Genomic DNA, 26,211 nt, shown 5'->3' on the forward strand with positions numbered 1-26,211 from the left:
TGGGACCGGTTCGGGATAGCGCGATGCGTCGGGTAGTGGTGACGGGTTTGGGCATGGTGACGCCGCTGGCCAGCGGGGTCGAGGCCACCTGGAGCCGGTTGATCGCGGGTGAGTCGGCGGCCAAGGTGGTCACGGCCTTCCCCGTCGACGACCTCGCCTGCCGCATCGCCTGTTCCGTGCCGTTCGGCGACGGCTCCAACGACACCTTCGATCCGGATGCCTGGATGGAGGCGAAGGAGCAGCGCAAGGTCGATCCGTTCATCGTCTACGCCATGGCGGCCGCCGGCCAGGCCCTCGACGACGCCGACTGGCACCCGAAGAGCCACGAAGACCAGTGCGCCACGGGCGTGATGATCGGCTCGGGCATCGGCGGCATCGGCGGCATCTACGACGCGTCCGTGACCCTGCACGACAAGGGTCCGCGCCGGATCTCGCCGTTCTTCATCCCCGGCCGGATCATCAACCTGGCCTCGGGCCAGGTCTCCATCGCCCACGGCCTCAAGGGCCCGAATCACTCCGTCGTCACCGCCTGCTCCACGGGCGCCCACGCCATCGGCGACGCCGCCCGGCTGATCCAGTTCGGCGATGCCGACGTCATGGTGGCGGGCGGCGCCGAATCACCGGTGAACCGCCTGGCACTCGCGGGCTTCGCCGCCTGCCGCGCCCTTTCCACCGGCTTCAACGACGACCCGACCCGCGCCTCGCGCCCCTACGACCGGGACCGCGACGGCTTCGTCATGGGCGAGGGCGCCGGCGTCGTCGTGCTGGAGGAGTACGAGCACGCGAAGGCCCGCGGCGCGAAGATCTACGCCGAGGTGGTCGGCTACGGCCTCACGGGCGACGCCTACCACATCACCTCGCCGGCCCCCGACGGCGACGGCGCCTTCCGCTGCATGAGCGCCGCCGTCAAGCGCGCCGGCATCCGGGCCTCCGACATCGACTACATCAACGCCCACGGCACCTCGACGCCCATGGGCGACGAACTCGAGCTGAAGGCCGTGGAGCGCCTGCTCGGCGACCACGCCGCCAACGCCGCCATGTCTTCCACCAAATCCGCCATCGGCCACCTGCTCGGCGCCGCCGGCGCCGTGGAAGCCATCTTCTCGGTGTTGACCATCCGCGACGGCGTCCTGCCGCCGACCCTCAACCTCGACAACCCGTCCGTGGTCACCGCCATCGACCTCGTGCCGCACGAGGCCAAGCGCAAGCGCGTCGATGTCGTGCTGTCGAATTCGTTCGGGTTCGGTGGGACGAATGCGAGCTTGGTGATGCGGCGGGTGGATTGAGGCCAAAGCCTCCCATCAGTCCGATCTCTGACGACTGATCAGAACCTCTTCGGACGCTGTGCTTGCCCGAAAGGGGTGCTTGCCTCTTCGAGACCATCCCCGACGATTCAGTGCGGCCCATCGCCTAGACCGCTGCGGTATGAGGTGCAGCGCGGGTCCCCTCTCCTGGAAGGAGAGGGGGCGCGTCGCGGCCGCTCGATCCGCGATGGCGTCCTGCCGCCGCCCCTCAACTTCGACACCCCCTCGGTGGACACCGCTAACGGCCGCGTACCGCACGAGGCCAAGCGCAAGCGGGTGGATGTCGTGCTGTCGAACTCTTTTGGATTTGGTGGGACGAATGCGAGCTTGGTGATGCGGCGGGTGGATTGAACACGACTATCGGTCAATAATGCAATTTTATACCGCTTAGCATTGCAGTCCTATTATTTGACGCAAATGTTGCCTCCATGGAGGCACGGAGAGCCGATACTGCGTCGAACGCAGTATCATTTACTTTTATATTTACAATCTTACGCCGCGCAACGATCTATCGCTGTGCAACTTGAGCGCAGTGTTCCCGCCAGGGCCAAGCCGATGCTGTCCCGCCTGCTACAGGCGCAGTGAAGGTGGACGGGTTTGCGCATCCTTCGTCGGCGTGATGGGCTTTTTCGGCGCGAAGGCTACCGAAAGAGCTACAAGAACGCTCAAAATAAATACAATCGCCCGAAGAACATTGATGTGCCTGATTGCAAATGTAATTGGGGCTGACTTTTGAAGATGCGCCCCATTCTTGGTGATCAAATACAAAAAACTGCCCATACCCATTAAACAGCTAAAAACATATACAATTATAAACGCCCCGTTATCACCCGGACAACCTATCGGTTGTCGTGCGATCAAGAATACTAACATGATAAAGAACGGAGTCAGCAAAAATCCAGCAATGATGTTTCCGCGTCTCATCTCGATGGTCCTCATACCTTCAAGAAGGATCGTCTTCGTTTAGATCATACGGGCACGACCTTGACCATGAAAGAAGCCTTCCCGACCCCTGTCTAGGTCCGCGATAGGCGGAAGGGTATCGTGGGCGGCGGGTCAGAAACGTCGCCACTCGGCCGCGTCCGAACATCGGAGGGCACGCGCACGCCGTGTTCCTTCGCCCCTTCCGCAAATCCCCCATTTCGCCACAAAACCGACTAAGCTCGCACGCTTAACGGTCAGCCCCTCGCGCCCGCCCGGCGTCGCGCGAGCATGCCCCATGCCCTGCAAAGGACGGGGGGAGGGGGCCCTAGGCCCGAACAGGATGTCCATGTTCTTCCGCAAGCGCCCGAACCCCGAGCCCGTGCCGGCCGCCTCCGAGGAGCGGGCTCTGCCCCAGCGCGCCCTGCCGCGCAGCCCGAGCGAGGCGATCAAGCCCACGGCCGCGCCGCCGCCGCCGGACCTGCCCGAGCGCCGCCGGGGCGGCCTGCTCGCCACGGTCTCCGGGCTGCTCACCCTGTCGGTGGTGCTGGCCATCGGCGTGATGATCGGCATGACCCTGTTCGAGCGCCAGGTGAAGGAGCCGGGACCGCTGCCCGCCGACAAGGTCGTGGTGATCTCGCCCCGCAGCGGCACCTCGGAAATCGGCGAGGCCCTGTCGCGCGAGGGCGTCATCACCCACACGGCCCTGTTCGAGTGGGCCGCCCGCCTGAGCGGCAAGGCCCTCAAGGCCGGCGAGTACACGTTCAAGGCCCATGCCAGCATCAACGACGCCATCGAGACCCTGTCGTCGGGCCGGCAGGTCCAGCACGCCGTCACCTTCCCGGAGGGGCTGACGAGCGAGCAGATCGTGGCGCGGCTCAACGACAACGACATTCTCTCCGGCGACATCAACGAAATCCCGGCCGAGGGCGCGCTCCTGCCCGACACCTACAAGTTCGAGCGCGGCGCCACCCGCCAGCAGATCGTCAACCTCATGCGCGCCAAGCAGCGCGAGGTCCTGGCCGACATCTGGAAGCGCCGCTCCGCCGAGATCCCGGTCAAGACCCCTGCCGAGATGGTGACGCTGGCCTCCATCGTCGAGAAGGAGACGGGCCGCGCCGACGAACGGCCCCGCGTCGCCGGGGTGTTCGTCAATCGCCTCAACAAGCGCATGAAGCTGCAATCGGACCCGACCATCGTGTACGGGCTGGTGGGCGGGCGCGGCACCCTCGGGCGCGGCATCCAGCGCACGGAGATCGAGCGCGCCACGCCCTACAACACCTACGTCATCGAGGGCCTGCCGCCGGGCCCCATCGCCAATCCGGGCCGCGCGGCGCTCGAGGCCGTCGCCAACCCGTCGCGGACCAAGGACCTGTTCTTCGTCGCCGACGGCACCGGCGGCCACGCCTTCGCCGAGACGCTTGAAGGCCACTCGCGCAACGTCGCCCGCTGGCGCCAGGTCGAGCGCGCCCGCCAGGCCCCGACCCCGGACGCCGCCGTCGACAAGGTCGAGCCGGCGCCGGACCCCGCCCGCGCCTCGGCCTACGCCCCGGCCGACACCAACTTCGCCGGCGGCGCCGATCCGTCCGCGCCGCGCCCGAAGGCCTTCGACGCCTCGGAGGGCACCCGCCTCGACCCCCTGCGCAACAAGACCTTCGATTTGAATTCGCCCAAGAACGTGCCGGTGCTGAAGCCGCAGTGAGGGGGGGCGTGTGCATCCCCTCGCCCCGCTTGCGGGGAGAGGGCCGCGACGACCCCGTCGTCGGCGCGGCGAGGCGGCAGCCGACGGTGAGGGGGCGGCTCCGAACGAGCCTCCACCGGATAGACCCCCTCACCCCCGCTTCGGCTCCGCCTGCGCTCCCTGCCTGCACGCCGGGGTGCAGGCAGGCCTCTCCCCGCCCGGCGGGGAGAGGGGGGCGGCAACCGGTGTGGCTTTCCTCCGAACACGGTCCCCCAAAACCATGATCCTCTCCAGCATGACGGGGTTCGCCCGGGCCACGGGCACCACCGGGCCGGTGCAGTGGGCCTGGGAGGTCCGCGCCGTGAACGGGCGCGGCCTCGAGGTGCGCCTGCGGGTGCCCAACGGCTACGATGCGGCCGGGGAGGTCGCCCGGACCGCGTTGCAAAAGACCCTGGCGCGGGGGCAGTGCCAGCTGTCGCTCAACCTCTCCCGCCCCGACGCCGCCCCGCGCATCAGAATCAACGAAGGGCTGCTGGCCGAGCTCGCGGCGGCGGTGGCGCGGGTGCCGCGGCCCGAGGGCGTCGCCCCGGCGACCCTCGACGGGCTCCTGGCCCTGCGCGGCGTCATCGAGACCGAGGACGAGGCGGGCGTCGACGCCGACGCCCTCGCCCGCGACCTCGCCGCCGGGGTGGTGCGCCTCGTCACCGACCTCGTCGAGGCCCGCCGCGCCGAGGGGCGCCAGCTCCGGGGGATCATCGAGGGTCAGCTCGCCGAGATCAGCCGCCTGACCCGCGCCGCCGAGGAGTGTCCGGCGCGGAAACCCGAGGCCGTGCGGGCGCGCCTCGCCGCCACGGTCTCGACCCTCGTCGCCATCGGCAACCTCGACCCCGACCGCCTGCACCAGGAGGCGGTGCTGCTCGCGGCCAAGGCCGATGTCCGGGAAGAACTCGACCGCCTCGGGGCCCATCTCGCCAGCGCCGCCGACCTCCTGGCCCTGGGCGGCGCCATCGGGCGCAAGCTCGATTTCCTCGCCCAGGAGCTCGGCCGCGAGGCCAATACCCTGTGCGCCAAGGCGGGCGACATCACGCTGTCGCGGATCGGACTCGACTTGAAGGCCGTGGTGGAGCAATTCCGCGAGCAGGTTCAGAACGTCGAGTAGGTTTTTTTGCGATGCAGGCGACGGCCATCGAGCGGCGCGGGTTCATCCTCATCCTGTCCTCGCCCTCCGGCGCGGGCAAGACCACACTCACCCGGGCCGTCGCCGGCGATCCGAAATGGGGGCTCGACCTCTCGATCTCGGTGACCACCCGCGCCCGCCGCCCGTCCGAGATCGACGGCAAGCACTACAACTTCATCGACCGCGAGGCGTTCGACGCCCTCCGCGCCGCCGACAACCTGCTCGAATGGGCCGAGGTCCACGGCAATTTCTACGGCACCCCGCGCAGGCCCGTGGAGAAGGTGCTGGGCGCCGGCCGGGACATGATCTTCGACATCGACTACCAGGGCACCCGGCAGGTGCGGGCCAAGCTCAGCCACGACGTGGTGACGGTGTTCATCCTGCCGCCCAGCCTGGCCGAACTCCGCCACCGCCTGGAGCGCCGGGCCGAGGATTCGCCCGACACCATCGAGAAGCGCCTCGCCAACGCCCGCCTCGAGATCCAGCGCTGGAGCGAGTACGACTACGTCATCGTCAACGACGACCTCGACGACGCCTTCCGCTCCCTCGAAGGCATCCTCATCGCCGAGCGCCTGAAGCGCGACCGCCGCATCGGCCTGACGCCGTTCGTCGAGGGGCTTCTGGCGGAACCGGACTGATCTACTCCGGCACCACCGTGGCGCGGCGCGCCTCCAGCATCTGCCAGGCGATGAGCGCCGGCACGCCCAGCACCACGTCGGGCACACGCTTCGCCAGGGACAGGGCGAGCGCCGTGCCGGGGTCGAGGCCGAACAGGCCGCCGAGCAGCACGAACCCGCCCTCCTGCACCCCGAGGCCGCTCGGCACCGGGAACGCCGCCGACTTGATCGCCTGACTCAGCGCCTCGATCACCAGGATCTCGGTCCAGCTCACCCCGGCGATTCCGATGCAGGCGAGGGCGATCCAGATCTCCACGGCGCCCATGCCCCAGGCGAGGAGGTGGAGCCCGAACCCGGCGGCGATGTCGCCGCGCCGGCCCGGGGCCCAGACCGCGTCGAGGGCGTCGTACACCCCGCCCGGCGCGCCGTTCCGCGGTGCCACGGCCGCGCCGGCCCAGCGGCGCATCTGGCCCGTGGACCGGCGCACGAGGTCACGGGCCGCGCCGCTGCGCTGGACCGCGAAGAAGGCCGCGACGATCACCGCCGTCACGGCAAGGGCCCCCGCCGTCCACGTCGCCAGGGCCTCGGCGGTGCCGCCGCCGACCCGCGTCAGCAGCACCACGCCGAGCAGGGCGAACAGCCCCTGCGTCGCCACCTGCATCAGCATGTCGACGAGGATCGAGGCCGCCGCCAGGGGCCCCGCCACGCCCCAGAACGTCAGCAGCCGCCCGCCCACCACGTCGCCCCCCACCGAGGCCACGGGCAGCAGCACGTTGATGCCCTCGCGCACGAACCGCAGGATGAGGAACGCCCCGGCCTCCACTTTGGCGAGGCCGCCGAGGAGCCGTTGCCAGGCGAGCCCGCACACGGCGACGATGGCCGCCCGGACCAGGACGATGCCGATGAGGCCGACGGCGCCGATCCGCCCGAAGGCGTCGGCCACCGCATGGAGGTCGTGGGTCACCACGAGCCAGATGCCGAGCCCGAGGCCCAGCACCGTGCCGAGCAAGGGGAGCCGGCGCAGGATCGCCCGGCCGATCCGCCTCCGTCCGGTGGCGGGCGGGTTCATTCGGGGCGATCCTGCCGGATCGAGACGCTACGAACGGGCTTCATCGCGGACGCCGCCAGCCTCCGGTTCAGGGGATGCGCGACCCGGACCTGTCATCCTCCGGCGCACCCGGCGGCGTTAGCGTGGCTTTGGGGCCGAAATCGGGGAGGAGGGCGTCGAGGATCGCGTCCGGATCGCCGGACGGATCGACGAGGACGATGCGCCCCTGCGCGAGGCTCGCCGTCGTCGCCACCGCCACGGCCCGCTTCGGGCAGGGACCGAGGCAGCCCACCTCGACGAGGCGCGGCTTCGGGATGCGCCCCTTGAACGTCCCGGCACGCGCCTTCAGGGCCTGCTTGAGGACGGTGCGGATGCGGCCCTTCGGCAGGCCTTGACGCTTGGCGCATTTGGTGCAGACGAGGACGACGTCGCCGAATTTCGCCCTGGCGTAGCGGATCTTCTCGGGCGCCCGCGGCGCGGCTTCGGTGCCGGCGCGCTTCGCCGTCCGCGATTGCGCGCGCCGGGCCTTCGAATCCGCACGCGTTTCGTCGTTCGGGTCTCGTGTCATCGGGGTCCTCGGCGGGGTGGCGGCCCCGGCGTCTCCGCCGCCCACGCCTTAAAAAGGGCCGAAAAACGCGGGACTCGGCAGGGTAACGGCATGGGGTCGAAAGGGCTCCGCGCCGCGCCCGGGCGCGACGAGGCGCCGGATGCGCGGCGTGGGGCCGCGTTCGCGCGCCGAGCCTTCAGGAACCCGATGTGATGAATGTCGACGAGGTCAAGCAGTCGGAGCGCCTGCGCGGGGTCATCGACCTCGCCCTGCGGGCGGTTCCGGACCTGCGGCGCAACGCCGAGACCGTGGCGCCGATCCCGTCCGGCCGGGCCCCGGCCTTCCTGCGCAAGGCCGGCGAGCGCCTCGACTGGCGGCGCCTGCCGGGCCTGCGCCCGGCGTCCTCGAAGCCGCCCAACCTCACCATCGACCTGATCCGCAACTTCGGCGTCTTCGTGTTGCTGCCGACCCTGATGCTGGCGATCTACCTCTACGGCTTCGCCTCCAACCAGTACGTCGCGGAGGCACAGTTCACCGTCCGCGGCAATGTCGAGCCCATGGAAGAGGCGTCCGTCGGCCAGTTCGCCGACCTGATCCAGAAGCACAACAGTCAGGACAGCTTCATCGTCAAGGACTACATCCAGAGCCAGACCCTCGTGGCCAAGATGGAGGAATCGCTGAAGGTCTCGGCGATGTTCTCCCGCGACGAAGCCGACTTCTGGAGCCGCTACCGGCCGCCCCAGCCCATCGAGGATCTGACCCGCTACTGGCGCAAGCACGTGGTCGCCCGGATCGACGTGATCTCGGGCGTCATCACCCTCACGGTCCGCGCCTTCACTCCTCAGGACGCGCTGACCATCGCCAAGGCGGTGATCGCCCGCACGGAGGTGCTGATCAACCAGATCTCGCGCAACGCCCAGAACGACCTCATCGCCCATGCGGAGGCCGACGCGGTCCGGGCGCAGACCCGCCTGCGCGAGGCCCATCTCGCCCTGCAGACCTTCCGCAACCGCTGGGGCATCATCGATCCGGTCAAGGCGGCGGAGGCGACGCTGACCACCCTGGCCGGCCTGCGCAAGGATCAGCTCAAGGCCGAGACCGACCTGCAGGTCCTGCGCGGCTCGAACCTCGACGAGAAGTCCCGCAGTATCCAGACCCTTGTGGCCAACCTCGCGGCGATCCAGCAGCAGACCAAGCGCCTGCAGGATCAGCTCACGACGGAAGGGCTCTCGGGCTCCGATCCGTCGAACAACATGACCCGGGCGCTGCTCGAATACGAGGGCCTCCAGGTCGAGAAGACCATCGCGGGCAAGCTCAACGAATCGGCCAATCTCATGGTCGATCGGGCGCGCATTGCGGCCAACAAGCAGCAGATCTTCCTGGCGACGTTCGTACCGCCGGACGTGCCCATCGCCTCCATGTACCCGCAGCGGGGCTACGCCCTCACCGTCGGGTTCTTCTGTTTCCTGGTGCTGTGGAGCTCCATCGCCCTCATCGTCGCCGGCCTGAAGGACCAGCGGCTGTAGGCCGGCCCTCCCACACGCCCTCGCGTCGGGTCCGAGAAACCATGTCCGAATTCGCCGACCTCATCGCCCGTGCCGTCAACCCGTCCATGACCCGGGAGGCGCGGGAATCCGTCTACGGCGTGGTCAAGGAGGCGGTCCAGCGGCTCCAGACCCGCGACGGGATGGAGCCGGACGATCCGCGCATCGCCCTGCAGCAGCACCTCGTCGAGGAGACGATCCGCGACGTCGAAGCCGATATCGCCCGCTTCACCTCCCTGGAGAAGCTCGAGCGGGCGCACGCGGCGCAGGTCGCCGACGAGGCGGCGGCGGCGCGGCGGCGCTGAGCCTCAACCGTAGGCGGCAGCCGCCCGCACGCTGCCAGGCTCGGCCACGCTGAGCCCCGCATCGACATACTCGTTGAGCTTGTTGCGCAGGGTCCGGATCGAGATGCCGAGGATCTTGGCCGCGTGCGTCCGGTTGCCGAGGCAATGGTCCAGGGTGTCGAGGATGAGGTCGCACTCCACCTGTGCCACCGTCTGGCCGACGAGGCCGCGGGTCGCGGCCTCGGCCACGCGCGCGGCGCGCTCGGCCGGGCCGGCGGCGGCCCCGCCGATGCTCTCGCCCTCCGGCGTCAGGATCGCGTCCGGGCCGATCTCCGGGCCGGACGCCAGCAGGACGGCGCGGTGGAGGGTGTTCTCGAGCTCGCGCACGTTGCCGCGCCAGGGGTTGGCGCAGACCAGGGTCTGCGCCGCGCGGCTGAGGGGCCGCACGGGGACGCCGTTCACCTCGGCGTATTTCCGGGCGAAGTGGCCGGCGAGTTCGAGGATGTCGGCCGGGCGCTCGCGCAGGGGCGGCAGCTTCAGGTGGACGACGTTGAGGCGGTAGTACAGGTCCTCGCGAAAAGTGCCCTTGCGGACCTCGTCGAGGAGGTTGCGGTTCGACGTGGCGAGCACCCGGATGTCGACCTTGACCGGGGCCGAGCCGCCGACCCGGTCGATGACCCGCTCCTGCAGGGCGCGCAGCAGCTTCGCCTGCAGCCGAACGTCCATCTCCGAGATCTCGTCGAGGAGGAGCGTGCCGCCGCTGGCCTCCTCGAACCGACCGATGCGGCGCGCCACGGCCCCGGTGAAGGCGCCCTTCTCGTGGCCGAACAACTCAGATTCGAGGAGGGCTTCGGGGATCGCCGCGCAGTTGACGCAGACGAAGGGCTTGGCCGTGCGGTTGGACTTGCCGTGGACGTGGCGGGCCAGCACCTCCTTGCCGGTTCCGCTCTCGCCGGTGATGAGCACGGAGGCCTCCGAGCGAGCGACCTGATCGGCGAGCTTGACCACGCGCTCCATGGAGGCGTCGCGCCAGACGAAGGCGCGCCCGTCCTCGGAGACCGCCTGCAGCACCGCGGCGATGAGTTCCGGATCGGGGGGCAGGGGGATGTATTCGCGAGCGCCCGCCTGGATCGCCGCCACCGCCGCCTTGGCGTCCGTGGCGATGCCGCAGGCGATGACGGGGGTGCGGATGCGCTCGTCGGTGAGCGCCGTGACGAGCTCGCGGATCGGCAGGCCGACGTCGATCATGATGAGATCGGCGCCCTTGGCGCGCAACACAGCCAGGCCCTGCGCCAGACTCTCGGCGTTGGTGACCGCCGCGCCCCGGTTCATGGCGATCTTGGAGGCGGTGACGAGTTCGCCGTTGAGGCGTCCGATGATGAGAAGCCGCATGGCTCAAGGTCTCCGTGTCGGGGCCTCGCGCGGGCGCGCGGTGGGCCGGGATGGGTCAGTGATCGTTCTTGATGATCTCGGTCATGGTCACGCCGAGGCGGTCCTCGACGAGGACGACCTCGCCGCGGGCGACGAGGCGGTTGTTGACGAAGATGTCGATGGCCTCGCCGACCTTGCGGTCGAGTTCCAGCACCGCGCCGGGCTGGAGCCGCAGCAGGTCGCCGATGGGCATGCGCGAGGAGCCGAGGACCGCCGAGACCACCACGGGCACGTCGAAGACCTGCTCGAGATCGGCCGCGCTCTTCGGCGTGGTCGGCGCCTCGCGGATCGATTCGGTGCCGAGCCCGTCGAAGGAGGCATCCATTCCGTTGAGCTGCGGCAGGGTGAAGTCGTCGGACATCGGGGACTTTCAGGGATGTGGAACGGGCGAAAACGCAGGTCGGCGGATCGATCAGGTCGGTATGCCGAGGGCGTCGAGCACGGCGGCCTCGATGCGGGCGCGGTCGCGCACCACGCCGCCATCGGCCCATTCCATGCGGGCGTCGCCGGGGGCGAGGTCGGGTTCGCCCAGCACCACGAGCCGGCCCTCGAACCCGCGCTCGCGCGCCAGGCGCTTCACCAGGGTCTCGACCTCGTCGACGAGGCTCTCGTGGACGCGCACCACGAGGTGGGGCACGCCGCGCAGGTGCTGGAGGGCGGCCCGGGCCGCGTCGCCGATGGCGGCGAGGGGCTGGGCGTCCAGGGCCTCGCCGGCGAGGCGGCGGGCGAGCGCCACGGCGAAGTCCATGGCCTCGCCATCGCGCTCGGCGTCGCGGGCATCCGACTGGCCGAGAAGGCCGGCGGCGGCGAGGCCCATGCGGGTGAGGGCGTCGGCCATGCGAGCTTGCGCCTGCGCCTCGGCCTGGGCGCGGCCCTCCTGCATGCCCCGGGCGTGGGCCTCGGCCACGGCGGCAGCCAGGGACAGGTCCTCCTGAACCGCGGCGGCGCTGCTCGGGCGAGGCCGGAAGTCGGTGTCGAACAGGAAGGGGCGGGCGTTCAATAGACCAGCTCCTCTTCGCCGCTCGACTTGGCGATCATGATCTCGCCCTTCTCGGCCAGCTCCTTGGCGAGTTCGGTCATCTTGGCCTGGGCCTCATCGACGTCCTTGAGGCGGATCGGCCCCAGCGACCCCATCTCGTCGGTGATGTTCTTGGCCGCGCGGGTGGACATGTTGCCGAGGAAGAAGCCGCGGACGCGCTCGTCGGCGCCCTTCAGGGCCCGGCACAGGGTGTCGTTGTCGACCTTGCGCAGGAGAGTCTGCACGCTGCCCGGATCGAGCTTGAGCAGATCCTCGAAGGTGAACATGAGCTGGCGGATCTTCTTTGCCGAACCGCGATTGGCCTGATCGAGGGCGGAGAGGAAGCGCCCCTCGGTCTGGCGGTCGAAGGCGTTGAACACGTCGGCCATGAGTTCGTGGGCGTCCCGGCGCGTCGTCTGGGCGATGGTGGAGACGAACTCGACGCGCAGGGTTTCCTCGATGTGGCGCAGGGCCTCCTTCTGCACCGTCTCCATGCGCAGCATCCGGTTCAGGACGTCGATGGCGAAGTCCTCGGGCAGGATGGTCAGCACCTTCGCGGCGTATTCGGAGCGGACCTTCGAGAGCACCACCGCCACCGTCTGCGGATACTCGTTGCGCAGGAACGAGGCGAGGATCTCGGGGTCGATCTGGGTCAGGCTGGCCCAGACGCGCTTGCCCGAGGCGCCCTTGATCTCCGCCATGATCGAGGAGACCTGATCCTGCGGGAAGATCTTGAGCAGGAGCGACTCGGTCCGTTCGAAGTTCGAGGTGATGCCGCCGCCCGACGACAGGCGCGAGACGAAATCGACGATGAGCTTCTCCACGGTCTCGGCTTCGAGGGAGCCGAGCTGGACCATGGCGTGCGAGACCTTCTTGATCTCGTCCTCGTCGAGCATCTGCCAGATCGGCGCGCCGTCGGTGTCGCCGAGCAGCAGCAGCAGGGCCGCGGCGCGCTGCGTGCCGGGCATGGCGGCGAAGGCCGCACTCCCGGCATCGGTCAGTGCCGATGCGATGTTCAAACCCGAGGACATGGCCTCAACTCCCAGGACGACGCACGAAGGACAGGCGGACGAATCTCAGTTGTCGTTGATCCAGTTGCGCAGGACCTCGACGGTCTCGCCCGGACTGGCGCGGACCATATCGACCACGCGCTGCACCGTTTCGGCCTGGACCTGACCGTTGATCTTGGCGAAATCGACGAGCCGGGCGGTGGGGTTGTCGCGCGGCGCCAGCATCCCATCCAGGGCCGGATCACCGGTGGTCGCGGACGGGCCGGCCACGAGGGCGATGGCGACGGGCTCGGTGGTGAGCACCTTGCGCAGGAGCGGCCGCACCACGGCGAGCAGCACGATGAGGGTGAGCATCGCCAGGACCGTCAGTTCGACGATGCGCATGACGTCCTCCTTGGAGGGGGACATCAGGGACTGGAGAAGGCTCGCTTCGACGAATTCGGGCGCGGCCGGCGATTCGGCGAAGCGCAGGTTGACCACCTCCACCTGATCGCCCCGCGCCTTGTCGAAGCCGATGGCCATGCGCACGAGGGTGGCGATGCGTTCGACCTCGGCCGCCGGGCGCGGCTGATAGGCGAGCTTGCCATCCGCCCCCGGGGCGTAGGCCCCGTCCACGAGGACCGCCACGGAGAGCCGCTTGACCCGGCCGCCCTCGACCACCTCGGTCTTGGTCACCCGCGAGATCTCGTAGTTGGTGGTTTCCTCGTTCTTGTTGGTGGAATCCTTCTGGGCCGGGGCGGCGCCCGGCTGATTGGCGCCCGGCAGCTCGTTGCCGACGCTGACCGCCCCCTCCGCGCCCCCCGTCAGGGAATTCTCCGTGCGGGTCTGGGTGGAGCGCACGACGCGGCTCTCGGGGTCGAAGCTCTCGGAGCGGCTCTCGATGCGGTTGACGTCGAGCTCGGCGCTGACCTGGACCCGGGCGCGGCCGGCACCGACGATGCCGGCGACGATCTCCTCGATCTGCGACCGCAGGCGCCGCTCGAGGCCGACCTGCTTCTCCTCCAGGCCGAGGCCCTTGTCGGCCTCGGCGTCGCGGGCCCCATCGGCCAGGAGCCGTCCGCGCTCGTCGACGATGGAGACCCGCTCGGGCTTGAGCCCCTCCACCGCCGAGGCGGTGAGGTGGCGGATGGCCCGGACCTGGGACGGGTCGAGGTCGCCCATGAGCTTGAGGACGATGGCGGCGCTTGGCACCTCGCGGTCGCGCTCGAACAGGCGCCGCTCGGGGATGACGAGGTGGACGCGCGCCGCCTGGACCCGGCCGATGGCGCGGATCGAGCGGGACAGCTCGCCCTCCAGGGCCCGAAGGTGGTTCACGTTCTGGACGAAGTTGGTCGACGAGAAGGCGTCGCCCTTGTCGAAGATCTCGTAGCCGACGCCGGCCTGACTCGGCAGGCCCTTGCCGGCGAGATCCATGCGCAGGCGGGGCAGATCGGCGCGCGGGGCCATGACGGTCTGCCCGGCGTCGCCCTTGGTCTCGTACTTGATGCCGCGCGCATCGAGGTCGCGGATCACGGCGGAGGAGTCCGACATGGACAGGTCGGCGAACAGGACGCCCATATCGGGCTTGGAAACCCGCAGGATCACGAAGGCGAAGAAGCCGATCAGGGTCATGGTGACGGCGGCCATGGCGGCCAGCCGCGCCGGCCCCAACTTCGTCACCAGTTCGAGAACCGACTTCACCGCGCGACGCACCCAACCGAACCGGCGTGGCGGACCGCCCGCCTTCGCCCGGCAAAATTTGCCCAGGCCGTGGTTAGCGGCCGGTTAACGAATGGGCGGGCACCCCGGAAAACCGGGGCCCGCGGCACCCTGAATGCGAAAAGACCGCGCCCCGGGGAGGGCGCGGTCTTTCGGGGGATCACCGGGGGTCTCCGCCGCTGATCCAGGGGGCGATGGCGGTGGCCTCGTGAGCCGTGACCATCGCAGCGTCGGCGGGCTCCGTCAGTGCCGGTAGTGCTGGATGCGCGTGGTGCGCAGGCCGGCCAGACCGTGCTGGTCGATGGAGAACTGCCAGCTCAGGAACTCCTCGGTGGTGAGGGTATAGCGCTGGCAGGCCTCTTCGAGACTGAGCAGGCCACCCCTCACGGCGGCGACCACCTCGGCCTTGCGACGGATCACCCAGCGACGGGTGGTCGTCGGCGGAAGATCGGCAATGGTTAATGGACTACCATCAGGCCCGATCACGTACTTCACTCTCGGGCGGCTTGGTTCGGTCATGATACGCTCTACAACTCGACTGACCTGTCGAGATTGGAAGCTACTTGCGCCCACTTAAAATATGTTGAAGCGGAACGATCGCATCTGATTCGTCACGACGCTCATGTGGACAACCCTGTTCCGATGCTCCGCACGCTGCCGATGGGCACCCGGGCGGAGTCGATGAGGAGCACCGGCGCGGTGCCGCTGAGATCGACGCCGTCGACCTTCCCGGTGATCTGCGTATCGACGCTGACCTGGGTGCCGGTGGCGTCGCGGGCGTCCACCTTGATGGAGTAGGTCCCCGCCGGCGCATTCATGCCCGTGGACGCCCGCCCGTCCCAGAGATAGGTCTGTGCCCCGGCCGGCATGGCCTTCGACTGGGTCGCCACCACGTTGCCCTTCGCGTCCGTGATGGTGATGGTCGCCTGGGTGGCGGCGCGCGAGGGCGTCAGGGTCCAGGTGGCCGACCCATCGGCCAGATCCGCCGTCTTGCCATCGGCGGTGACGGTCTGACCGATGAAGCCCGTGGCCGAGGACGAACTCGACGCCTTGGCGTTGGTCAGGATCGAGTCGAGGCGGTCGTTCGACTTCAGCTGCTGTTCGACGCCGGCATATTGCACGAGCTGCTGGGTGAACTGATTCGTGTCCATGGGGTCGAGGGGATTCTGGTTCTTGAGCTGCGTGGTGAGCAGCGTCAGGAACTGGGTGAAGTTGCCCGCGATCTCCTGGGAGGAGGTCTTGGTGGCGGAACTCGCCGAAGCGGCGGCGTTCGCGACGCTGCTGATGCCGGATGACATGATGGGGTGCCCCTCAGATTCGGATGTCGAGGCCGGTCAGGCCCCTCAAGCTGCGCACGGGAACGGGCGCGAGGGCGGCGCGGCCCTCGGGCTGGCCGGGAAGGCCCGGACCGCCCGGACGGCCATCGGGATGGCGTCCGTCCGATCCTTGGCCGTCGGCGCCCCGGCCGCCGGATTGCGTGTCGCTGCGCAGGGAAACATTGATGTTGGCCTCGGACGCGTCGAGGCCGGCCTGCGACAGGGCCTGCTGCAGGCTACCGGTGTCGCGCTGGAGTAGGGCGAGGGTCTCGACGCGGTCGACCACGAGGTGGGCCATCACGGTGCCGCGCTCCTTGTCGATGTCGAGGCTGACGTCGATGCGGCCGAGGTCTCCCGGATCGAGGCGGATCTCGAAATGGTTCGAGCCCTGGAGCGAGCGCAGGCCGATGGTCATGGGTACGGCGCCGAGGGGGACCGCGGCCGCCGCCGGCGCAGGGGGCTGGGTCGCTGCCACCGATGGCGCTTGGGTCGACGCGGTGGATGCCACGGAGGCGCCCGGCAGCAGGGAATCGAAGCTCTCCCGAACCTGCGGTAGGCCATCCGGCAGGGCGATCTCTCCGACGGCGGCCTTGGCGTCGTGCACCGCCACCGCCGGGTCGGCCTTGCCCGCCGTGGCAGCCCCAGGCCGGGCGTCGGCGGCGGCGCCTGGCCCTTCGCCCTGCGATGGCCCGAGCGCGCCGGCCGGGGGTTGGACCGCGCCCGACGAGGATGGAATTGGATTGGCGGGCGCCTCGTCCTCGGCGGTCGAGGCTTGAGCGCCATGGTGCACCGGGCTGTGCGGCACCGGACTCGGGGGAGGGGGCGGTGGCGGGAGGAAACCGAGGGCGAGGAGCGAGGCGTCCGGTTCTTCGATGGAGGCCTCCGCGGCTTCGCCGTCGTCCTCCGTCCCGTCCGTGACGGTTTCCTCCGCGGCGCCGGTCTCGACGGTCGTTCCCGCACCGGCGATCACCGTGGCCGCCACGGCCGCCTCGGGCGACCCCGTCGTGCCGGCTGCCGCGGCAGCGGCTCGGTCGCGCGCCGCTCCTGTCACCTCGGCCCCGGTCTGATCCAGGGGAGCCTTGCCCAAGCCTCCTTGGCCTAAGGAAGCTTGGCCTAAGGAAGCTTGGCCTAAGGAAGCTTGGCCTAAGGAAGCTTGGCCTAAGGAAGCTTGGCCTAAGGAAGCTTGGCCTAAGGACTTCTGCCCCAAGGACACCTGGCCCGACGGGTCCGCATCCGGCGGCGCCGTCGCCGTCTCAGGGGAGGCGGGTCGGTCGCGGGCGATCCGCTCCGGCGCAGGGGGCCGCTCGGATCGGACCGACTTGTCCGGGCGGTCTCGCTGCGAACGGACATCCTCGGTTCGCGCATCGCGTGATCGCACGTCCTGCGTTCCAGTATCCCGGGTTCGTAAGTCTCGGGCACCCGTGCCCTGGAAGGAGCGGTCCTGGGTGCGGGTCGTCTGTGCGCGGATCTCCTGCGACCGCGGCTGCGTTCGGTCAGGCTCGGGATCGCGGATCGCGAAGACGGGCCGTGACGCCGCCGGCGCCTGGGCACGGGCCGGGGTCGGCGTCGCACGGCGCAGGAGGAAATCCGTTTCGAGAAACGCTTGCGCCATGGGTCCGAGGTCTCCTTGGCCAGGGTGGAGCAAGGGCCGAGCCACACCGCTCGACCGGTCAATCCTCTGATCCATATGGATATTTCCGACATCGTCGGCGGACGGTCCGGCCGAACCTGCCCGGCGCCCGGCAGGATTTGCCGGGTCGCCCCCCGGGAGCGCGGGACGCCTCCCTGGAACTCGGACGCGAGGACCGCTATAGACTCGCGCCCGGGACCGGATCGGCCCCGCCGGCGAAACTGGGCGCGATGAATTCCCTCGATCTTCCCAAGGCCCCGCACGAGACGCGCGTCGTCGTCGCCATGTCCGGCGGCGTCGATTCCTCCGTCGTGGCCGGGCTGCTGAAGCGCGAGGGCTACGACGTCGTCGGCATCACCCTCCAGCTCTACGACCACGGCGCGGCGACCCATCGCAAGGGGGCCTGCTGCGCCGGTCAGGACATCCACGACGCCCGCCGCGTCGCCGAGGCCCTGGGAATCCCGCACTATGTCCTCGATTACGAGGACCGTTTCCGGGAATCCGTGATCGACCGCTTCGCCGAGAGCTATCTCGCCGGCGAGACCCCGATCCCGTGCGTCGAGTGCAACCGCTCCATCAAGTTCCGCGACCTCCTGGCGACGGCGCGCGACCTCGACGCGGACGCCCTGGCCACGGGCCATTACGTCGCGAGCCGCGCCCTGCCGCAGGGCGGGCGCGGTCTCTACCGTGCCCTCGATCCGGCCCGCGACCAGAGTTACTTCCTCTACGCCACCACCGCGGAGCAGCTCGACTTCCTGCGCTTCCCCTTGGGCGAACTGCCCAAGGACGAGACCCGGCGCCTCGCCCATGAACTCGGCCTGTCGGTGGCCGAGAAGGCCGACAGCCAGGACATCTGCTTCGTGCCGCAGGGACGCTACGCCGACGTGATCGCCCGCCTGCGGCCCGACGCGGCCCGGGCCGGCGACATCGTCGATCTCTCGGGGCGGGTACTGGGCCGCCACGAGGGCATCATTCACTACACCGTCGGTCAGCGCCGGGGCCTGCGCCTCGCCGTCGGCGAGCCCCTCTACGTCGTGCGCCTGGAGCCCGAAGCCGGCCGGGTCGTCGTCGGCCCGCGCGAGGCCCTGGCCACCAGTCGTATCCGGCTGACGGACGTGAACTGGCTCTCCGACCGGCCGCCCGTGGATCTGCCCGTCGCCGTGCGGGTGCGCTCGACACGCGAACCCCGCCCGGCCCACCTCACCCTCGACGCCGCCACCGGCACCGCCGAGATTGTCCTGGCGACGCCCGAGGACGGCGTCTCGCCGGGACAGGCCTGCGTGATCTACGCCGATGACGACCCCCGCGCGCGCGTCCTCGGCGGCGGCACCATCCGGCGGGTCGACGCGTTGCAGGCTGGGGCCGCGCAGGCGGCCTGATCCACCCTTCACTCCCCTACAGGACTTCGAGATCGACATGCTGAGCGAGCCGCGGGAGGCCGGTCCGAGCACGGCCCTGATGCGCAAGGCCTATGCCCGCTGGGCACCGGTCTACGACGTCGTCTACGACAAGCTGACGGAGCCCGCCGCGCGCGATGCCGTGGAGGCGGCCGTGGCCTGCGGGCCCCGCATCCTCGAGGCCGGCGTCGGGACCGGCCTGTCGCTCGGCTACTACCCGCGCACCAGCTTCGTCTGCGGGGTCGACCTGTCCGAGGACATGCTCAAGCGCGCCCGCGCCAAGGTGCGTCGGCGCGGCCTCACCCACGTGCGCGGTCTCCAGGTGATGGATGTCTGCCGCCTCGGCTACGCCGATGCCAGCTTCGACGCCGTGGTGGCGCAGTTCCTCATCACCCTGGTGCCGGACCCGGAGGGCGCCCTGTCCGAGTTCCTGCGGGTAGTGCGCCCGGGCGGCGAGATCGTACTCGCCAATCATTTCGGGCAGACCGACGGCCCCATGGCCAAGGTCGAGGAGATCGTCGCCCCGCTCTGCACCAAGATCGGCTGGTCGTCGGACTTCAAGTCCACGCGGATCGAGGCCTGGGCGCGGGCACACGGCGTCGAGTTCATCGGCGTCGCCCCGACCTTCCCGGGCGGCTTCTTCAAGATCCTGCGGATGCGCAAGCCCGGTTGAGGCCGCGCCCCCGCGCCCCCGAAGGTCGAGCCCGGAGCGTTCACCGCGCCCCGGGCTTTTTCGTACCGTCGCCCTGGAATTTCATCCTCTCACGAGCCTCCTCCGCGCGGTGCATCCGGGCCGAAGCGTGGCTGTGGCGAGGTCGCAACACCCCAAAACCATCCAGACTTTGCCTTGGGAGGCGCCTGCCCCCGCCGCGATCCCGCCATAAACCGGGACCACCTCAGGCCGTGCGGTAAACGGTAGTCCCCCCAACGCTTTACCGCAGAGTTCCGAGTCATTCCGAGAGTGATCCACGTGGGTTCGCGCGCCGTCCGCTGAGGGCTCGCGCGCCCCGTCGGGACGCCGGACGACCGGACCTCACGGTTGAGCGTAGCAGGCCGGGGCGGCGAGATTGACCATGGACGCGCGCAACACCGACAAGTCCAAGCTCCCGAGCCGTCACGTGACGGAGGGACCCGAGCGCGCGCCCCACCGCTCGTACCTTTATGCCATGGGTCTCACCAAGGAGCAGATCCATCAGCCCCTCGTCGGCGTGGCATCGTGCTGGAACGAGGCGGCCCCGTGCAACATCTCGCTGATGCGCCAGGCGCAGGCGGTCAAGAAGGGCGTTTCCGCCGCCCACGGCACCCCGCGCGAGTTCTGCACCATCACGGTCACCGACGGCATCGCCATGGGCCATGCCGGCATGCGCGCCTCCCTGCCGTCCCGTGAGGTCATCGCCGATTCCGTCGAGCTGACCATGCGCGGCCACGCCTACGACGCCCTGGTTGGCCTCGCCGGCTGCGACAAGTCCCTGCCCGGCATGATGATGGCCATGGTGCGCCTCAACGTGCCGTCGATCTTCATCTATGGCGGCTCGATCCTGCCCGGCTCGTTCCGCGGCCGGCCCGTCACCGTGCAGGACCTGTTCGAGGCGGTCGGAAAGGTCGCCGTGGGCGACATGAGCCTCGACGACCTCGACGAGTTGGAGCAGGTCGCCTGCCCCTCGGCCGGCGCCTGCGGCGCGCAGTTCACCGCTAACACCATGGCCACCGTGTCCGAGGCCATGGGCCTCGCGCTGCCGTACTCGGCCGGCGCCCCGGCCCCCTACGAGATCCGCGACAGATTCTGCATGACGGCGGGCGAGAAGGTGATGGAGCTCATCGCCAAGAACATCCGTCCGCGCGACATCGTCACCCGCAAGAGCCTCGAGAACGCGGCGGCCGCCGTCGCGGCGTCGGGCGGCTCCACCAACGCGGCTCTGCACCTGCCCGCCATCGCGCACGAGTGCGGCATCAAGTTCGACCTGTTCGACGTCGCCGAGATCTTCAAGCGCACGCCCTACATCGCCGACCTGAAGCCGGGCGGGCGCTACGTCGCCAAGGACATGTTCGAGGTCGGCGGCATCCCGCTCCTCATGAAGACGCTCCTCGACCACGGCTTCATGCACGGCGACTGCATGACGGTCACCGGCCGCACCATGGCCGAGAACATGGAGCGCGTGCACTGGAACCCCGACCAGGACGTGGTGCGGGCCGCCAACACCCCCCTGACCCCGACCGGCGGCGTCGTCGGCCTGCGCGGCAACCTGGCCCCCGAGGGCGCCATCGTGAAGGTCGCGGGCATGCCGGCGGAGGCCCAGGTCTTCACCGGTCCGGCCCGGGTGTTCGACGGCGAGGAAGCCTGCTTCGAGGCCGTCCAGAAGCGCACCTACCGGGAGGGCGAGGTTCTCGTCATCCGCTACGAGGGCCCGAAGGGCGGTCCCGGCATGCGCGAAATGCTCTCCACCACCGCAGCCCTCTACGGCCAGGGCATGGGCGACAAGGTCGCGCTCATCACCGACGGGCGGTTCTCGGGCGCGACGCGCGGCTTCTGCGTCGGCCATGTCGGGCCGGAAGCCGCCATCGGCGGCCCCATCGGTCTCCTGAAGGATGGCGATATCATCACCCTCGACGCCATCAACGGCACCCTCGACGTCGCCGTGAGCGACGCGGAGTTCGCCACGCGCCGGGCCGCGTGGACGCCGCGCACCAACACGGCGACCTCCGGCTACCTGTGGAAGTACATGCAGACCGTCGGTCCCGCCGTGGACGGCGCCGTGACCCATCCGGGCGGCGCCCAGGAGACGCACACCTATGCCGACATCTAGGACCGCCCTCGGCCGCCCCGCGCGGCCGGTCCGGGCCGCTCCGGGTCGGCCCACGCGCGGACGGCTGCGCGTCGCCATGGCGGCCGGGCTCCTGCTCCTGTGCGGAATTCCCGTGGAGGCGCTGGACGCCACTGCACGCACGCCCGTGCCCCCGGCGGGCTACCGCACGGCCCGCGAGGCCCTGCGCTCCGGGGTTCGTGACTACAACGCCGGCGACAAGGAGGGCGCCGCGCGCGCCCTGGAATACGCCGCCGGCCAGGGCCACGCCCTCGCCCTGTGGAAGCTCGGCCGCATGTACGCCGAGGGCGACGGGGTGCCCCACGACGATCTCAAGGCGTTCGAGTTCTTTTCCCGCATCGCCGACGACACCACCGACGACGGCCCGGACGCCCAGAACTCGGGCGTGATGGCCAGCGCCTTCACGGCGTTGGGCGCCTACTTCCTCGACGGGATCAAGGGCACCTACGTTCGCCCGAACCCGGAACGCGCCTACGACATGTTCAACTACGCGGCGTCGTATTTCGGCGATCCGAACGCCCAGTACAACCTCGCCCGGCTCTACCTCGACGGCACCGGTGTCGAGGCCGATCCGCGCCAGGCCGCACGCTGGTTCAATCTCGCGGCCGAGAAGGGCCACGCTCCGGCTCAGGCGCTCCTCGGCGAACTGCTCGTCAACGGCCAGGGCGTGCCGAAGCAGCGCGCCCGCGGCCTGATGTGGCTGTCCCTGGCCCGCGAGGCGGCGCAGGGCCGCAAGGACGACTGGATCGTCGCCCTCTACGACAAGGCCTGGACGGCGGCGAGCGAGGACGACCGCCAGACCGCGCAAGCCCAGGCTTCGCAGGCCCAGACCCAGGTGACGGGCTCGGCGCGGCGCCGACGCTGAGATAACCCTCCCAGCGTCGGCCGATCGATCTTACGGATTCGTGCGTGCGGCGAGCGCCGTGACGAAGGACGGACGCTCCAGGGTCGCGGCGACGTACCGGGCGAGCTTCGGCCAGCGGCCGGCATCGACCGTCTCGTCGGCCAGATGCAGGTTGTGGAAGCCCGTCGCCACCGAGATGTCGGCGATGCTGAAGGCGTCGCCCACGAGGTACGGTCCGTCGATCTGCGCCTCGAGGTAGTCGTAGATCTTCGGCAGATCCTGTGTCAGCGCCTTCGTCACGGCGGCCTCGTCGCCGGGCTGGCCCAGGAGTTTGGGCTTCACGATCCGGTTGGCGAACGGTGCGATGATCACCGGAAACATCTCGGTATCGCCGAACTTGTCGAACCAGATCGCGCGGCCGCGGGCCTTGGCTTCCGTCGGCAACAGGGCCGGACTCGGGTGCTTCGCCTCGATGTAGAACAGGATCGCGGATGAATCGGCGAGGAGGAAACCGTCATCGTCGATGGCCGGGATCTTGCCGAGCGGGCTTGCGGCCTGGAACGCGGCATCGGGATCATGGAAGAACAGCGGGATGTGCTCGGCGCTCACGTCCTTCTCGGCGAGGGCCACGAGGACCTTGCGGACGTAAGGGGAGTAGCCAGTACCGTAGAGTTTCACGTGGGAAGGCTCCTTTTGCCGGGGGGATGGCGTGCCAACCCATGACGGGCCGCTTGGTTCAGGAGGGGCCGCCCCGCGTCAGGCGAGTTCCACCGTCACCGCCACGTGGTCGGACGGCTTCTCCTGCCCGCGGAGGTGCTTCTGCACCGAGGCCGAGACGAGGCGATCGGCGGCCTGCGGCGAAAGCAGGAGGTGGTCGATGCGGATGCCGGCATTCCGGTTCCAGGCGCCGGCCTGATAGTCCCAGAAGGTGTAGAGGCCAGGCTTCGGATCGCAGGCGCGCAGGGCCTCGGTGAAGCCTTCGGCCAGGAGGGCGCGGAAGGCCGCCCGGGTCTGGGGCAGGAACAGGGCGTCGTTCGCCCAGGCCGCCGGATCGGACGCGTCCTCGGGCTCGGGGATCACGTTGTAGTCGCCGGCGAGGACCACGGCCTCCTCGCGGTCCAGGAGCGTGCGGGCGTGCCGGCGCAGGCGCTCCAGGAAGGCGAGCTTGTAGGGGTATTTCGGGCTGTCGACGGGATTGCCATTGGGCAGGTAGATCGAGGCGACGCGCACGGGTGCCGTATCCTCCCCCGAGACCAGGCCTTCGATGTAGCGGGACTGCTCGTCGGTCTCGTCGCCGGGCAGGCCGCGCCGGACCTCACGGAGGGTGAGGGGCGCGCGCACCAGCAGGGCGACGCCGTTATAGGCCTTCTGGCCGAGGGTCTCGACGGCATAGCCCGCCGCCTCGATCTCGGCGCGCGGGAACGCCTCGTCCTGGCACTTCAGCTCCTGCAGGCAGACCACATCGGGCTTGGCCCCGTCGAGGAATCCCACGAGATGGCCGACCCGCTGCTTGATGGAATTCACGTTCCAGGTGGCGATCCGCATGGGGGCTGGGTGTCCTGAACTCTCGGCATGCCCGTCATCGTGGCTTCGCGGGGCGGTGGCAAGCGGGATGGGTTTTTCGCGGGGGGTGGGGCCAACATGGATGAGACGTGGTTCGCGCCCGTCTGCGCCTATTGCGAGCGAGCGGATGGCAGCTTCTGGGCCGAGCCCGTCAACGCGCTGTCGAATGCCGCCTTCCTGATCGCCGCCGGAGCGGTCGCCTGGCGGGAGCGCCGGGCACCACGGCGCGATCCCGTTGTCCTGGGCCTCGCCGGCCTCGTCGCCGTGATCGGCCTCGGCTCGTTCCTGTTCCACACCCTCGCCGTGCGCTGGTCGCTCCTGGCCGACGTCATCCCCATCGCGGCGTTCATCCACGCCTACTTCTTCCTGGCCATGCGGCGCTTCTTCGCGTTCGGGCCCGGGCCGGCGCTGGCCGCGACCCTGCTGTTCGCGGCCTTCGGCTTCGGCCTGGAACCGGCGCTGGACATCCTCTTCGGCCCCGCACTCGCGGCCGCCACCAACGGCTCCCTCGGTTACGCTCCGGCGATCCTGGCCCTCCTGGGGGTCGGGACCGGTCTGCTCATGCCCCGGGGCGGGCACGACCCCGCCCGCCATGCGGCCGGCATCAGCCTGCTCTGCCTCGCCGGCCTGTTCGCCCTGTCGCTGGCGTTCCGCACCCTCGACCGGAGCCTGTGTGCGAGCCTGCCCCTGGGCACGCACTTCGTCTGGCACGTCCTCAACGCCGGGGTGCTCGGCGGTCTCCTCGTCACGGCGCTCCGTTACCGGGCGCGCCGAGGCTGAACCCCACCGGCGGATTTGTTGCACCCCCCTGGGATTCGTTGCAGAAGAGCCCGCCGCTCCCCGACCGGAGCGAACGGAACGACCCGTGGACGGTCGCCCCGTACCGGGCCCGCCCCGAACGGCCCATGGAAGATGACGGATCGCGCGCCATGAAACAGAGCCTCCGCCTCGGCGTCGCCGGCCTCGGCACCGTCGGTGCCGCCGTGGTCCGCATGGTCGCCCGCCGGGCCGACGCGCTTGCCGCCGCCAGCGGCCGCGAGGTCCGCATCACCGCCGTGTCGTCCCGTGACCGGGGCCGCGACCGGGGCCTCGATCTCGCCAGCGTCACCTGGTTCGACGATCCCGTGGCGCTCGCCGCCAGCCCGGACATCGACTGCGTGGTCGAGCTCATCGGCGGTGCCGAGGGCCCGGCCAAGGCCACGGTGGAGGCCGCCATCGCGGCGGGCAAGCACGTGGTCACTGCCAACAAGGCGCTGCTGGCCAGGCACGGCGCCGCCCTGGCCCGGGCGGCGGAAGCGAAGGGCGTCAGCCTCGCCTACGAGGCGTCCGTCGCCGGCGGCATTCCGGTGATCAAGGCCATGCGCGAGGGCCTCACGGGCAACGCGGTCTCGCGCGTCTACGGAATCATGAACGGCACCTGCAACTACATCCTTACCCGGATGGAGCGCGAGGGCCTGACCTTCGAGGCCTGCCTCAAGGACGCGCAGGCGCTCGGCTACGCCGAGGCCGACCCGACCTTCGATGTCGAGGGCTTCGACACCGCCCACAAGCTCGCCATCCTCACGAGCCTCGCGTTCGGGGTCGAGATCGATGCCGAGGGCGTCTCCGTGGAGGGCATCTCGGCGATCCAGCCCCTCGACCTCACCATGGCGGAGGAGCTGGGCTACCGCATCAAGCTGCTGGGCGTCGCCCAAGTGGCCGAGGGCGGCATCGAGCAGCGCGTCCACCCGACCATGGTGCCGAAATCCTCGGCCATCGCCCAGGTGATGGGCGTCACCAACGCGGTCACCATCGACGCCGACGCGGTGGGCGAACTCACCCTCATCGGGCCCGGGGCCGGCGGCGAGGCCACGGCCTCCGCGGTGGTCTCCGACATCACCGACATCGCCGCGGGGGTGAGCCGTCCGACCTTCGGACGGCCCCATGCGGAGCTCGGTCCGGCGCAGCGCGTCGCCATGCAGCGCCACGAGGGCGGCTACTACATCCGCCTCACGGTCCATGACCGGCCGGGCGTGGCCGCCGGCGTCGCCACCCGCATGGCCGAGCGCGACATCTCCATCGAGAGCATCCTCCAGCGCCGCTCGGAGAGCGCCGCCTCGAAGGACCCGCACGGCCGCTCGGGCCAGCCCGTCCCCCTGGTGCTGATCACCTATGCGGCGACGGAGGGGACCATCCGGGCCGCCCTCGACGCCATCGCGGCCGACGGGCTCCTGGCCGAGGCGCCCCAGCTCATCCGGATCGAACGGGAATAGGCGTCCCGCGCAGGATTCCGCCGGACCGCATGAAGAAATCGCCCCGAATGGTAGTGTTTCTCGAACTTTAGTTCATAGAGAGCGCACGAACGGCGAAAGGCGCGGAC

Annotated in this window: 25 protein-coding genes and 1 pseudogene; 13 read left to right on the forward strand and 13 right to left on the reverse strand. The window is 69.8% G+C overall.

Annotated elements, in window-relative coordinates; genetic code table 11:
- Nucleotides 1-23 precede the first annotated feature (23 nt).
- Together fabF and FV218_RS08860 are read left to right on the forward strand one after the other, a co-directional pair.
- Nucleotides 24-1,286 carry a beta-ketoacyl-ACP synthase II gene (gene fabF / locus FV218_RS08855; RefSeq protein WP_056092354.1) on the forward strand — a complete coding sequence of 421 codons (1,263 nt, stop codon included), beginning with the start codon at nt 24-26 and terminating at the stop codon, nt 1,284-1,286.
- A gap of 195 nt (nt 1,287-1,481) precedes the next feature.
- Nucleotides 1,482-1,655: pseudogene (locus FV218_RS08860) on the forward strand (beta-ketoacyl-ACP synthase II); the annotation flags it as partial.
- A gap of 219 nt (nt 1,656-1,874) precedes the next feature.
- Here the strand turns inward: FV218_RS08860 and FV218_RS08865 are convergent.
- Nucleotides 1,875-2,228: a hypothetical protein gene (locus tag FV218_RS08865; RefSeq protein ID WP_147709454.1), complete on the reverse strand. Its 354-nt coding sequence runs from the start codon at nt 2,226-2,228 to the stop codon at nt 1,875-1,877.
- Nucleotides 2,229-2,574: 346 nt separating this feature from the next.
- Here FV218_RS08865 and mltG point away from each other — a divergent pair, with 346 nt between their 5' ends.
- The 3 genes from mltG (at nt 2,575) to gmk (ending at nt 5,721) form a co-directional block, all read left to right on the forward strand.
- Nucleotides 2,575-3,927, forward strand: a complete 1,353-nt coding sequence (mltG, locus tag FV218_RS08870) for an endolytic transglycosylase MltG (RefSeq protein ID WP_147709475.1) — start codon at nt 2,575-2,577, stop codon at nt 3,925-3,927.
- A 259-nt stretch (nt 3,928-4,186) separates the two neighbouring features.
- Entirely contained in the window at nt 4,187-5,065 is an 879-nt protein-coding gene (locus FV218_RS08875) for a YicC/YloC family endoribonuclease (protein WP_056092351.1), read from the forward strand.
- Nucleotides 5,066-5,076: 11 nt separating this feature from the next.
- On the forward strand, nt 5,077-5,721 hold the full coding sequence (gene gmk, locus FV218_RS08880) for a guanylate kinase (RefSeq protein ID WP_147709455.1): 645 nt from the start codon (nt 5,077-5,079) through the stop codon (nt 5,719-5,721).
- Nucleotide 5,722: 1 nt separating this feature from the next.
- Here gmk and FV218_RS08885 read toward each other — a convergent pair whose 3' ends face one another.
- Both FV218_RS08885 and FV218_RS22705 read right to left on the reverse strand, forming a co-directional pair.
- Nucleotides 5,723-6,769 carry a lysylphosphatidylglycerol synthase domain-containing protein gene (locus FV218_RS08885; RefSeq protein WP_147709456.1) on the reverse strand — a complete coding sequence of 349 codons (1,047 nt, stop codon included), beginning with the start codon at nt 6,767-6,769 and terminating at the stop codon, nt 5,723-5,725.
- A gap of 67 nt (nt 6,770-6,836) precedes the next feature.
- Complete coding sequence (locus FV218_RS22705) at nt 6,837-7,316, reverse strand: (2Fe-2S) ferredoxin domain-containing protein (protein WP_187273005.1); 480 nt, start codon at nt 7,314-7,316, stop codon at nt 6,837-6,839.
- 191 nt (nt 7,317-7,507) lie between these two features.
- Here FV218_RS22705 and FV218_RS08895 point away from each other — a divergent pair, with 191 nt between their 5' ends.
- Nucleotides 7,508-8,821 carry a hypothetical protein gene (locus FV218_RS08895; protein ID WP_056092340.1) on the forward strand — a complete coding sequence of 438 codons (1,314 nt, stop codon included), beginning with the start codon at nt 7,508-7,510 and terminating at the stop codon, nt 8,819-8,821.
- Between the two features lie 41 nt (nt 8,822-8,862).
- Nucleotides 8,863-9,144 carry a hypothetical protein gene (locus FV218_RS08900; RefSeq protein ID WP_056092337.1) on the forward strand — a complete coding sequence of 94 codons (282 nt, stop codon included), beginning with the start codon at nt 8,863-8,865 and terminating at the stop codon, nt 9,142-9,144.
- A 3-nt stretch (nt 9,145-9,147) separates the two neighbouring features.
- Here the strand turns inward: FV218_RS08900 and FV218_RS08905 are convergent, their stop codons facing one another.
- The 8 genes from FV218_RS08905 to FV218_RS08940 form a co-directional block, all read right to left on the reverse strand.
- Entirely contained in the window at nt 9,148-10,515 is a 1,368-nt protein-coding gene (locus FV218_RS08905) for a sigma-54 dependent transcriptional regulator (protein ID WP_056092333.1), read from the reverse strand.
- Nucleotides 10,516-10,570: 55 nt separating this feature from the next.
- On the reverse strand, nt 10,571-10,915 hold the full coding sequence (fliN, locus tag FV218_RS08910) for a flagellar motor switch protein FliN (protein WP_056092330.1): 345 nt from the start codon (nt 10,913-10,915) through the stop codon (nt 10,571-10,573).
- Between the two features lie 51 nt (nt 10,916-10,966).
- The gene (locus FV218_RS08915) at nt 10,967-11,554 is read right to left on the reverse strand and encodes a FliH/SctL family protein (protein WP_147709457.1); all 588 of its coding nucleotides are present in this window, start codon (nt 11,552-11,554) and stop codon (nt 10,967-10,969) included.
- The gene (gene fliG / locus FV218_RS08920) at nt 11,551-12,603 is read right to left on the reverse strand and encodes a flagellar motor switch protein FliG (protein WP_147709458.1); all 1,053 of its coding nucleotides are present in this window, start codon (nt 12,601-12,603) and stop codon (nt 11,551-11,553) included. The genes FV218_RS08915 and fliG overlap by 4 nt, the downstream gene beginning before the upstream one ends.
- A gap of 45 nt (nt 12,604-12,648) precedes the next feature.
- Nucleotides 12,649-14,262 (reverse strand): flagellar basal-body MS-ring/collar protein FliF, encoded by a 1,614-nt coding sequence (gene fliF, locus FV218_RS08925; protein ID WP_147709459.1) that lies wholly within the window; start codon nt 14,260-14,262, stop codon nt 12,649-12,651.
- A gap of 261 nt (nt 14,263-14,523) precedes the next feature.
- The gene (locus tag FV218_RS08930) at nt 14,524-14,799 is read right to left on the reverse strand and encodes a DUF1153 domain-containing protein (RefSeq protein WP_018044452.1); all 276 of its coding nucleotides are present in this window, start codon (nt 14,797-14,799) and stop codon (nt 14,524-14,526) included.
- A 101-nt stretch (nt 14,800-14,900) separates the two neighbouring features.
- A complete protein-coding gene (locus tag FV218_RS08935) occupies nt 14,901-15,578 on the reverse strand; it encodes a flagellar hook capping FlgD N-terminal domain-containing protein (protein ID WP_147709460.1) in 678 nt (225 codons plus the stop codon).
- A 13-nt stretch (nt 15,579-15,591) separates the two neighbouring features.
- Complete coding sequence (locus FV218_RS08940) at nt 15,592-16,683, reverse strand: flagellar hook-length control protein FliK (RefSeq protein WP_244474993.1); 1,092 nt, start codon at nt 16,681-16,683, stop codon at nt 15,592-15,594.
- A 773-nt stretch (nt 16,684-17,456) separates the two neighbouring features.
- On the opposite strand from FV218_RS08940, the gene mnmA reads away from it, so the two are divergent.
- The 4 genes from mnmA to FV218_RS08960 all read left to right on the forward strand — a co-directional run bounded on the left by mnmA (nt 17,457) and on the right by FV218_RS08960 (nt 22,310).
- On the forward strand, nt 17,457-18,605 hold the full coding sequence (gene mnmA / locus FV218_RS08945; RefSeq protein ID WP_056092317.1) for a tRNA 2-thiouridine(34) synthase MnmA: 1,149 nt from the start codon (nt 17,457-17,459) through the stop codon (nt 18,603-18,605).
- A 37-nt stretch (nt 18,606-18,642) separates the two neighbouring features.
- A complete protein-coding gene (locus tag FV218_RS08950; RefSeq protein WP_056092312.1) occupies nt 18,643-19,296 on the forward strand; it encodes a methyltransferase domain-containing protein in 654 nt (217 codons plus the stop codon).
- Nucleotides 19,297-19,696: 400 nt separating this feature from the next.
- Nucleotides 19,697-21,427, forward strand: a complete 1,731-nt coding sequence (gene ilvD, locus FV218_RS08955) for a dihydroxy-acid dehydratase (protein WP_056092310.1) — start codon at nt 19,697-19,699, stop codon at nt 21,425-21,427.
- Nucleotides 21,414-22,310, forward strand: coding sequence for a tetratricopeptide repeat protein (locus FV218_RS08960; protein ID WP_056092306.1), 897 nt, complete (start codon nt 21,414-21,416; stop codon nt 22,308-22,310). Before ilvD ends, FV218_RS08960 begins: the two co-directional genes overlap by 14 nt.
- Nucleotides 22,311-22,340: 30 nt before the next feature.
- Here FV218_RS08960 and FV218_RS08965 read toward each other — a convergent pair whose 3' ends face one another.
- On the reverse strand, nt 22,341-22,967 hold the full coding sequence (locus tag FV218_RS08965; protein ID WP_147709462.1) for a glutathione S-transferase family protein: 627 nt from the start codon (nt 22,965-22,967) through the stop codon (nt 22,341-22,343).
- A 78-nt stretch (nt 22,968-23,045) separates the two neighbouring features.
- Nucleotides 23,046-23,834 carry an exodeoxyribonuclease III gene (gene xth, locus FV218_RS08970; protein ID WP_147709463.1) on the reverse strand — a complete coding sequence of 263 codons (789 nt, stop codon included), beginning with the start codon at nt 23,832-23,834 and terminating at the stop codon, nt 23,046-23,048.
- 96 nt (nt 23,835-23,930) lie between these two features.
- Between xth and FV218_RS08975 the strand changes: the two genes are divergently transcribed.
- On the forward strand, nt 23,931-24,632 hold the full coding sequence (locus FV218_RS08975; RefSeq protein WP_147709464.1) for a ceramidase domain-containing protein: 702 nt from the start codon (nt 23,931-23,933) through the stop codon (nt 24,630-24,632).
- 149 nt (nt 24,633-24,781) lie between these two features.
- Nucleotides 24,782-26,104 (forward strand): homoserine dehydrogenase, encoded by a 1,323-nt coding sequence (locus tag FV218_RS08980; RefSeq protein ID WP_147709465.1) that lies wholly within the window; start codon nt 24,782-24,784, stop codon nt 26,102-26,104.
- The last annotated feature ends 107 nt before the right edge of the window (nt 26,105-26,211 follow it).

This window comes from Methylobacterium sp. WL69, assembly GCF_008039485.1.
Taxonomy (GTDB): domain Bacteria; phylum Pseudomonadota; class Alphaproteobacteria; order Rhizobiales; family Beijerinckiaceae; genus Methylobacterium.

What these genes read in the sequence shown, in the direction of transcription:
- gmk (WP_147709455.1), top strand. Translation starts at nt 5,077, where the DNA reads ATGCAGGCGACGGCCATCGAGCGGCGCGGGTTCATCCTCATCCTGTCC.
- fliN (WP_056092330.1), bottom strand. Translation starts at nt 10,915, where the DNA reads ATGTCCGACGACTTCACCCTGCCGCAGCTCAACGGAATGGATGCCTCC.
- fliG (WP_147709458.1), bottom strand. Translation starts at nt 12,603, where the DNA reads ATGTCCTCGGGTTTGAACATCGCATCGGCACTGACCGATGCCGGGAGT.
- mnmA (WP_056092317.1), top strand. Translation starts at nt 17,457, where the DNA reads ATGAATTCCCTCGATCTTCCCAAGGCCCCGCACGAGACGCGCGTCGTC.
- FV218_RS08905 (WP_056092333.1), bottom strand. Translation starts at nt 10,515, where the DNA reads ATGCGGCTTCTCATCATCGGACGCCTCAACGGCGAACTCGTCACCGCC.
- FV218_RS08930 (WP_018044452.1), bottom strand. Translation starts at nt 14,799, where the DNA reads ATGACCGAACCAAGCCGCCCGAGAGTGAAGTACGTGATCGGGCCTGAT.
- FV218_RS08960 (WP_056092306.1), top strand. Translation starts at nt 21,414, where the DNA reads ATGCCGACATCTAGGACCGCCCTCGGCCGCCCCGCGCGGCCGGTCCGG.
- FV218_RS08895 (WP_056092340.1), top strand. Translation starts at nt 7,508, where the DNA reads ATGAATGTCGACGAGGTCAAGCAGTCGGAGCGCCTGCGCGGGGTCATC.
- FV218_RS08975 (WP_147709464.1), top strand. Translation starts at nt 23,931, where the DNA reads ATGGATGAGACGTGGTTCGCGCCCGTCTGCGCCTATTGCGAGCGAGCG.
- fabF (WP_056092354.1), top strand. Translation starts at nt 24, where the DNA reads ATGCGTCGGGTAGTGGTGACGGGTTTGGGCATGGTGACGCCGCTGGCC.
- FV218_RS08875 (WP_056092351.1), top strand. Translation starts at nt 4,187, where the DNA reads ATGATCCTCTCCAGCATGACGGGGTTCGCCCGGGCCACGGGCACCACC.
- ilvD (WP_056092310.1), top strand. Translation starts at nt 19,697, where the DNA reads ATGGACGCGCGCAACACCGACAAGTCCAAGCTCCCGAGCCGTCACGTG.
- FV218_RS08900 (WP_056092337.1), top strand. Translation starts at nt 8,863, where the DNA reads ATGTCCGAATTCGCCGACCTCATCGCCCGTGCCGTCAACCCGTCCATG.
- FV218_RS08980 (WP_147709465.1), top strand. Translation starts at nt 24,782, where the DNA reads ATGAAACAGAGCCTCCGCCTCGGCGTCGCCGGCCTCGGCACCGTCGGT.
- FV218_RS08885 (WP_147709456.1), bottom strand. Translation starts at nt 6,769, where the DNA reads ATGAACCCGCCCGCCACCGGACGGAGGCGGATCGGCCGGGCGATCCTG.
- FV218_RS08865 (WP_147709454.1), bottom strand. Translation starts at nt 2,228, where the DNA reads ATGAGACGCGGAAACATCATTGCTGGATTTTTGCTGACTCCGTTCTTT.
- mltG (WP_147709475.1), top strand. Translation starts at nt 2,575, where the DNA reads ATGTTCTTCCGCAAGCGCCCGAACCCCGAGCCCGTGCCGGCCGCCTCC.
- xth (WP_147709463.1), bottom strand. Translation starts at nt 23,834, where the DNA reads ATGCGGATCGCCACCTGGAACGTGAATTCCATCAAGCAGCGGGTCGGC.
- FV218_RS22705 (WP_187273005.1), bottom strand. Translation starts at nt 7,316, where the DNA reads ATGACACGAGACCCGAACGACGAAACGCGTGCGGATTCGAAGGCCCGG.
- FV218_RS08950 (WP_056092312.1), top strand. Translation starts at nt 18,643, where the DNA reads ATGCTGAGCGAGCCGCGGGAGGCCGGTCCGAGCACGGCCCTGATGCGC.
- FV218_RS08935 (WP_147709460.1), bottom strand. Translation starts at nt 15,578, where the DNA reads ATGTCATCCGGCATCAGCAGCGTCGCGAACGCCGCCGCTTCGGCGAGT.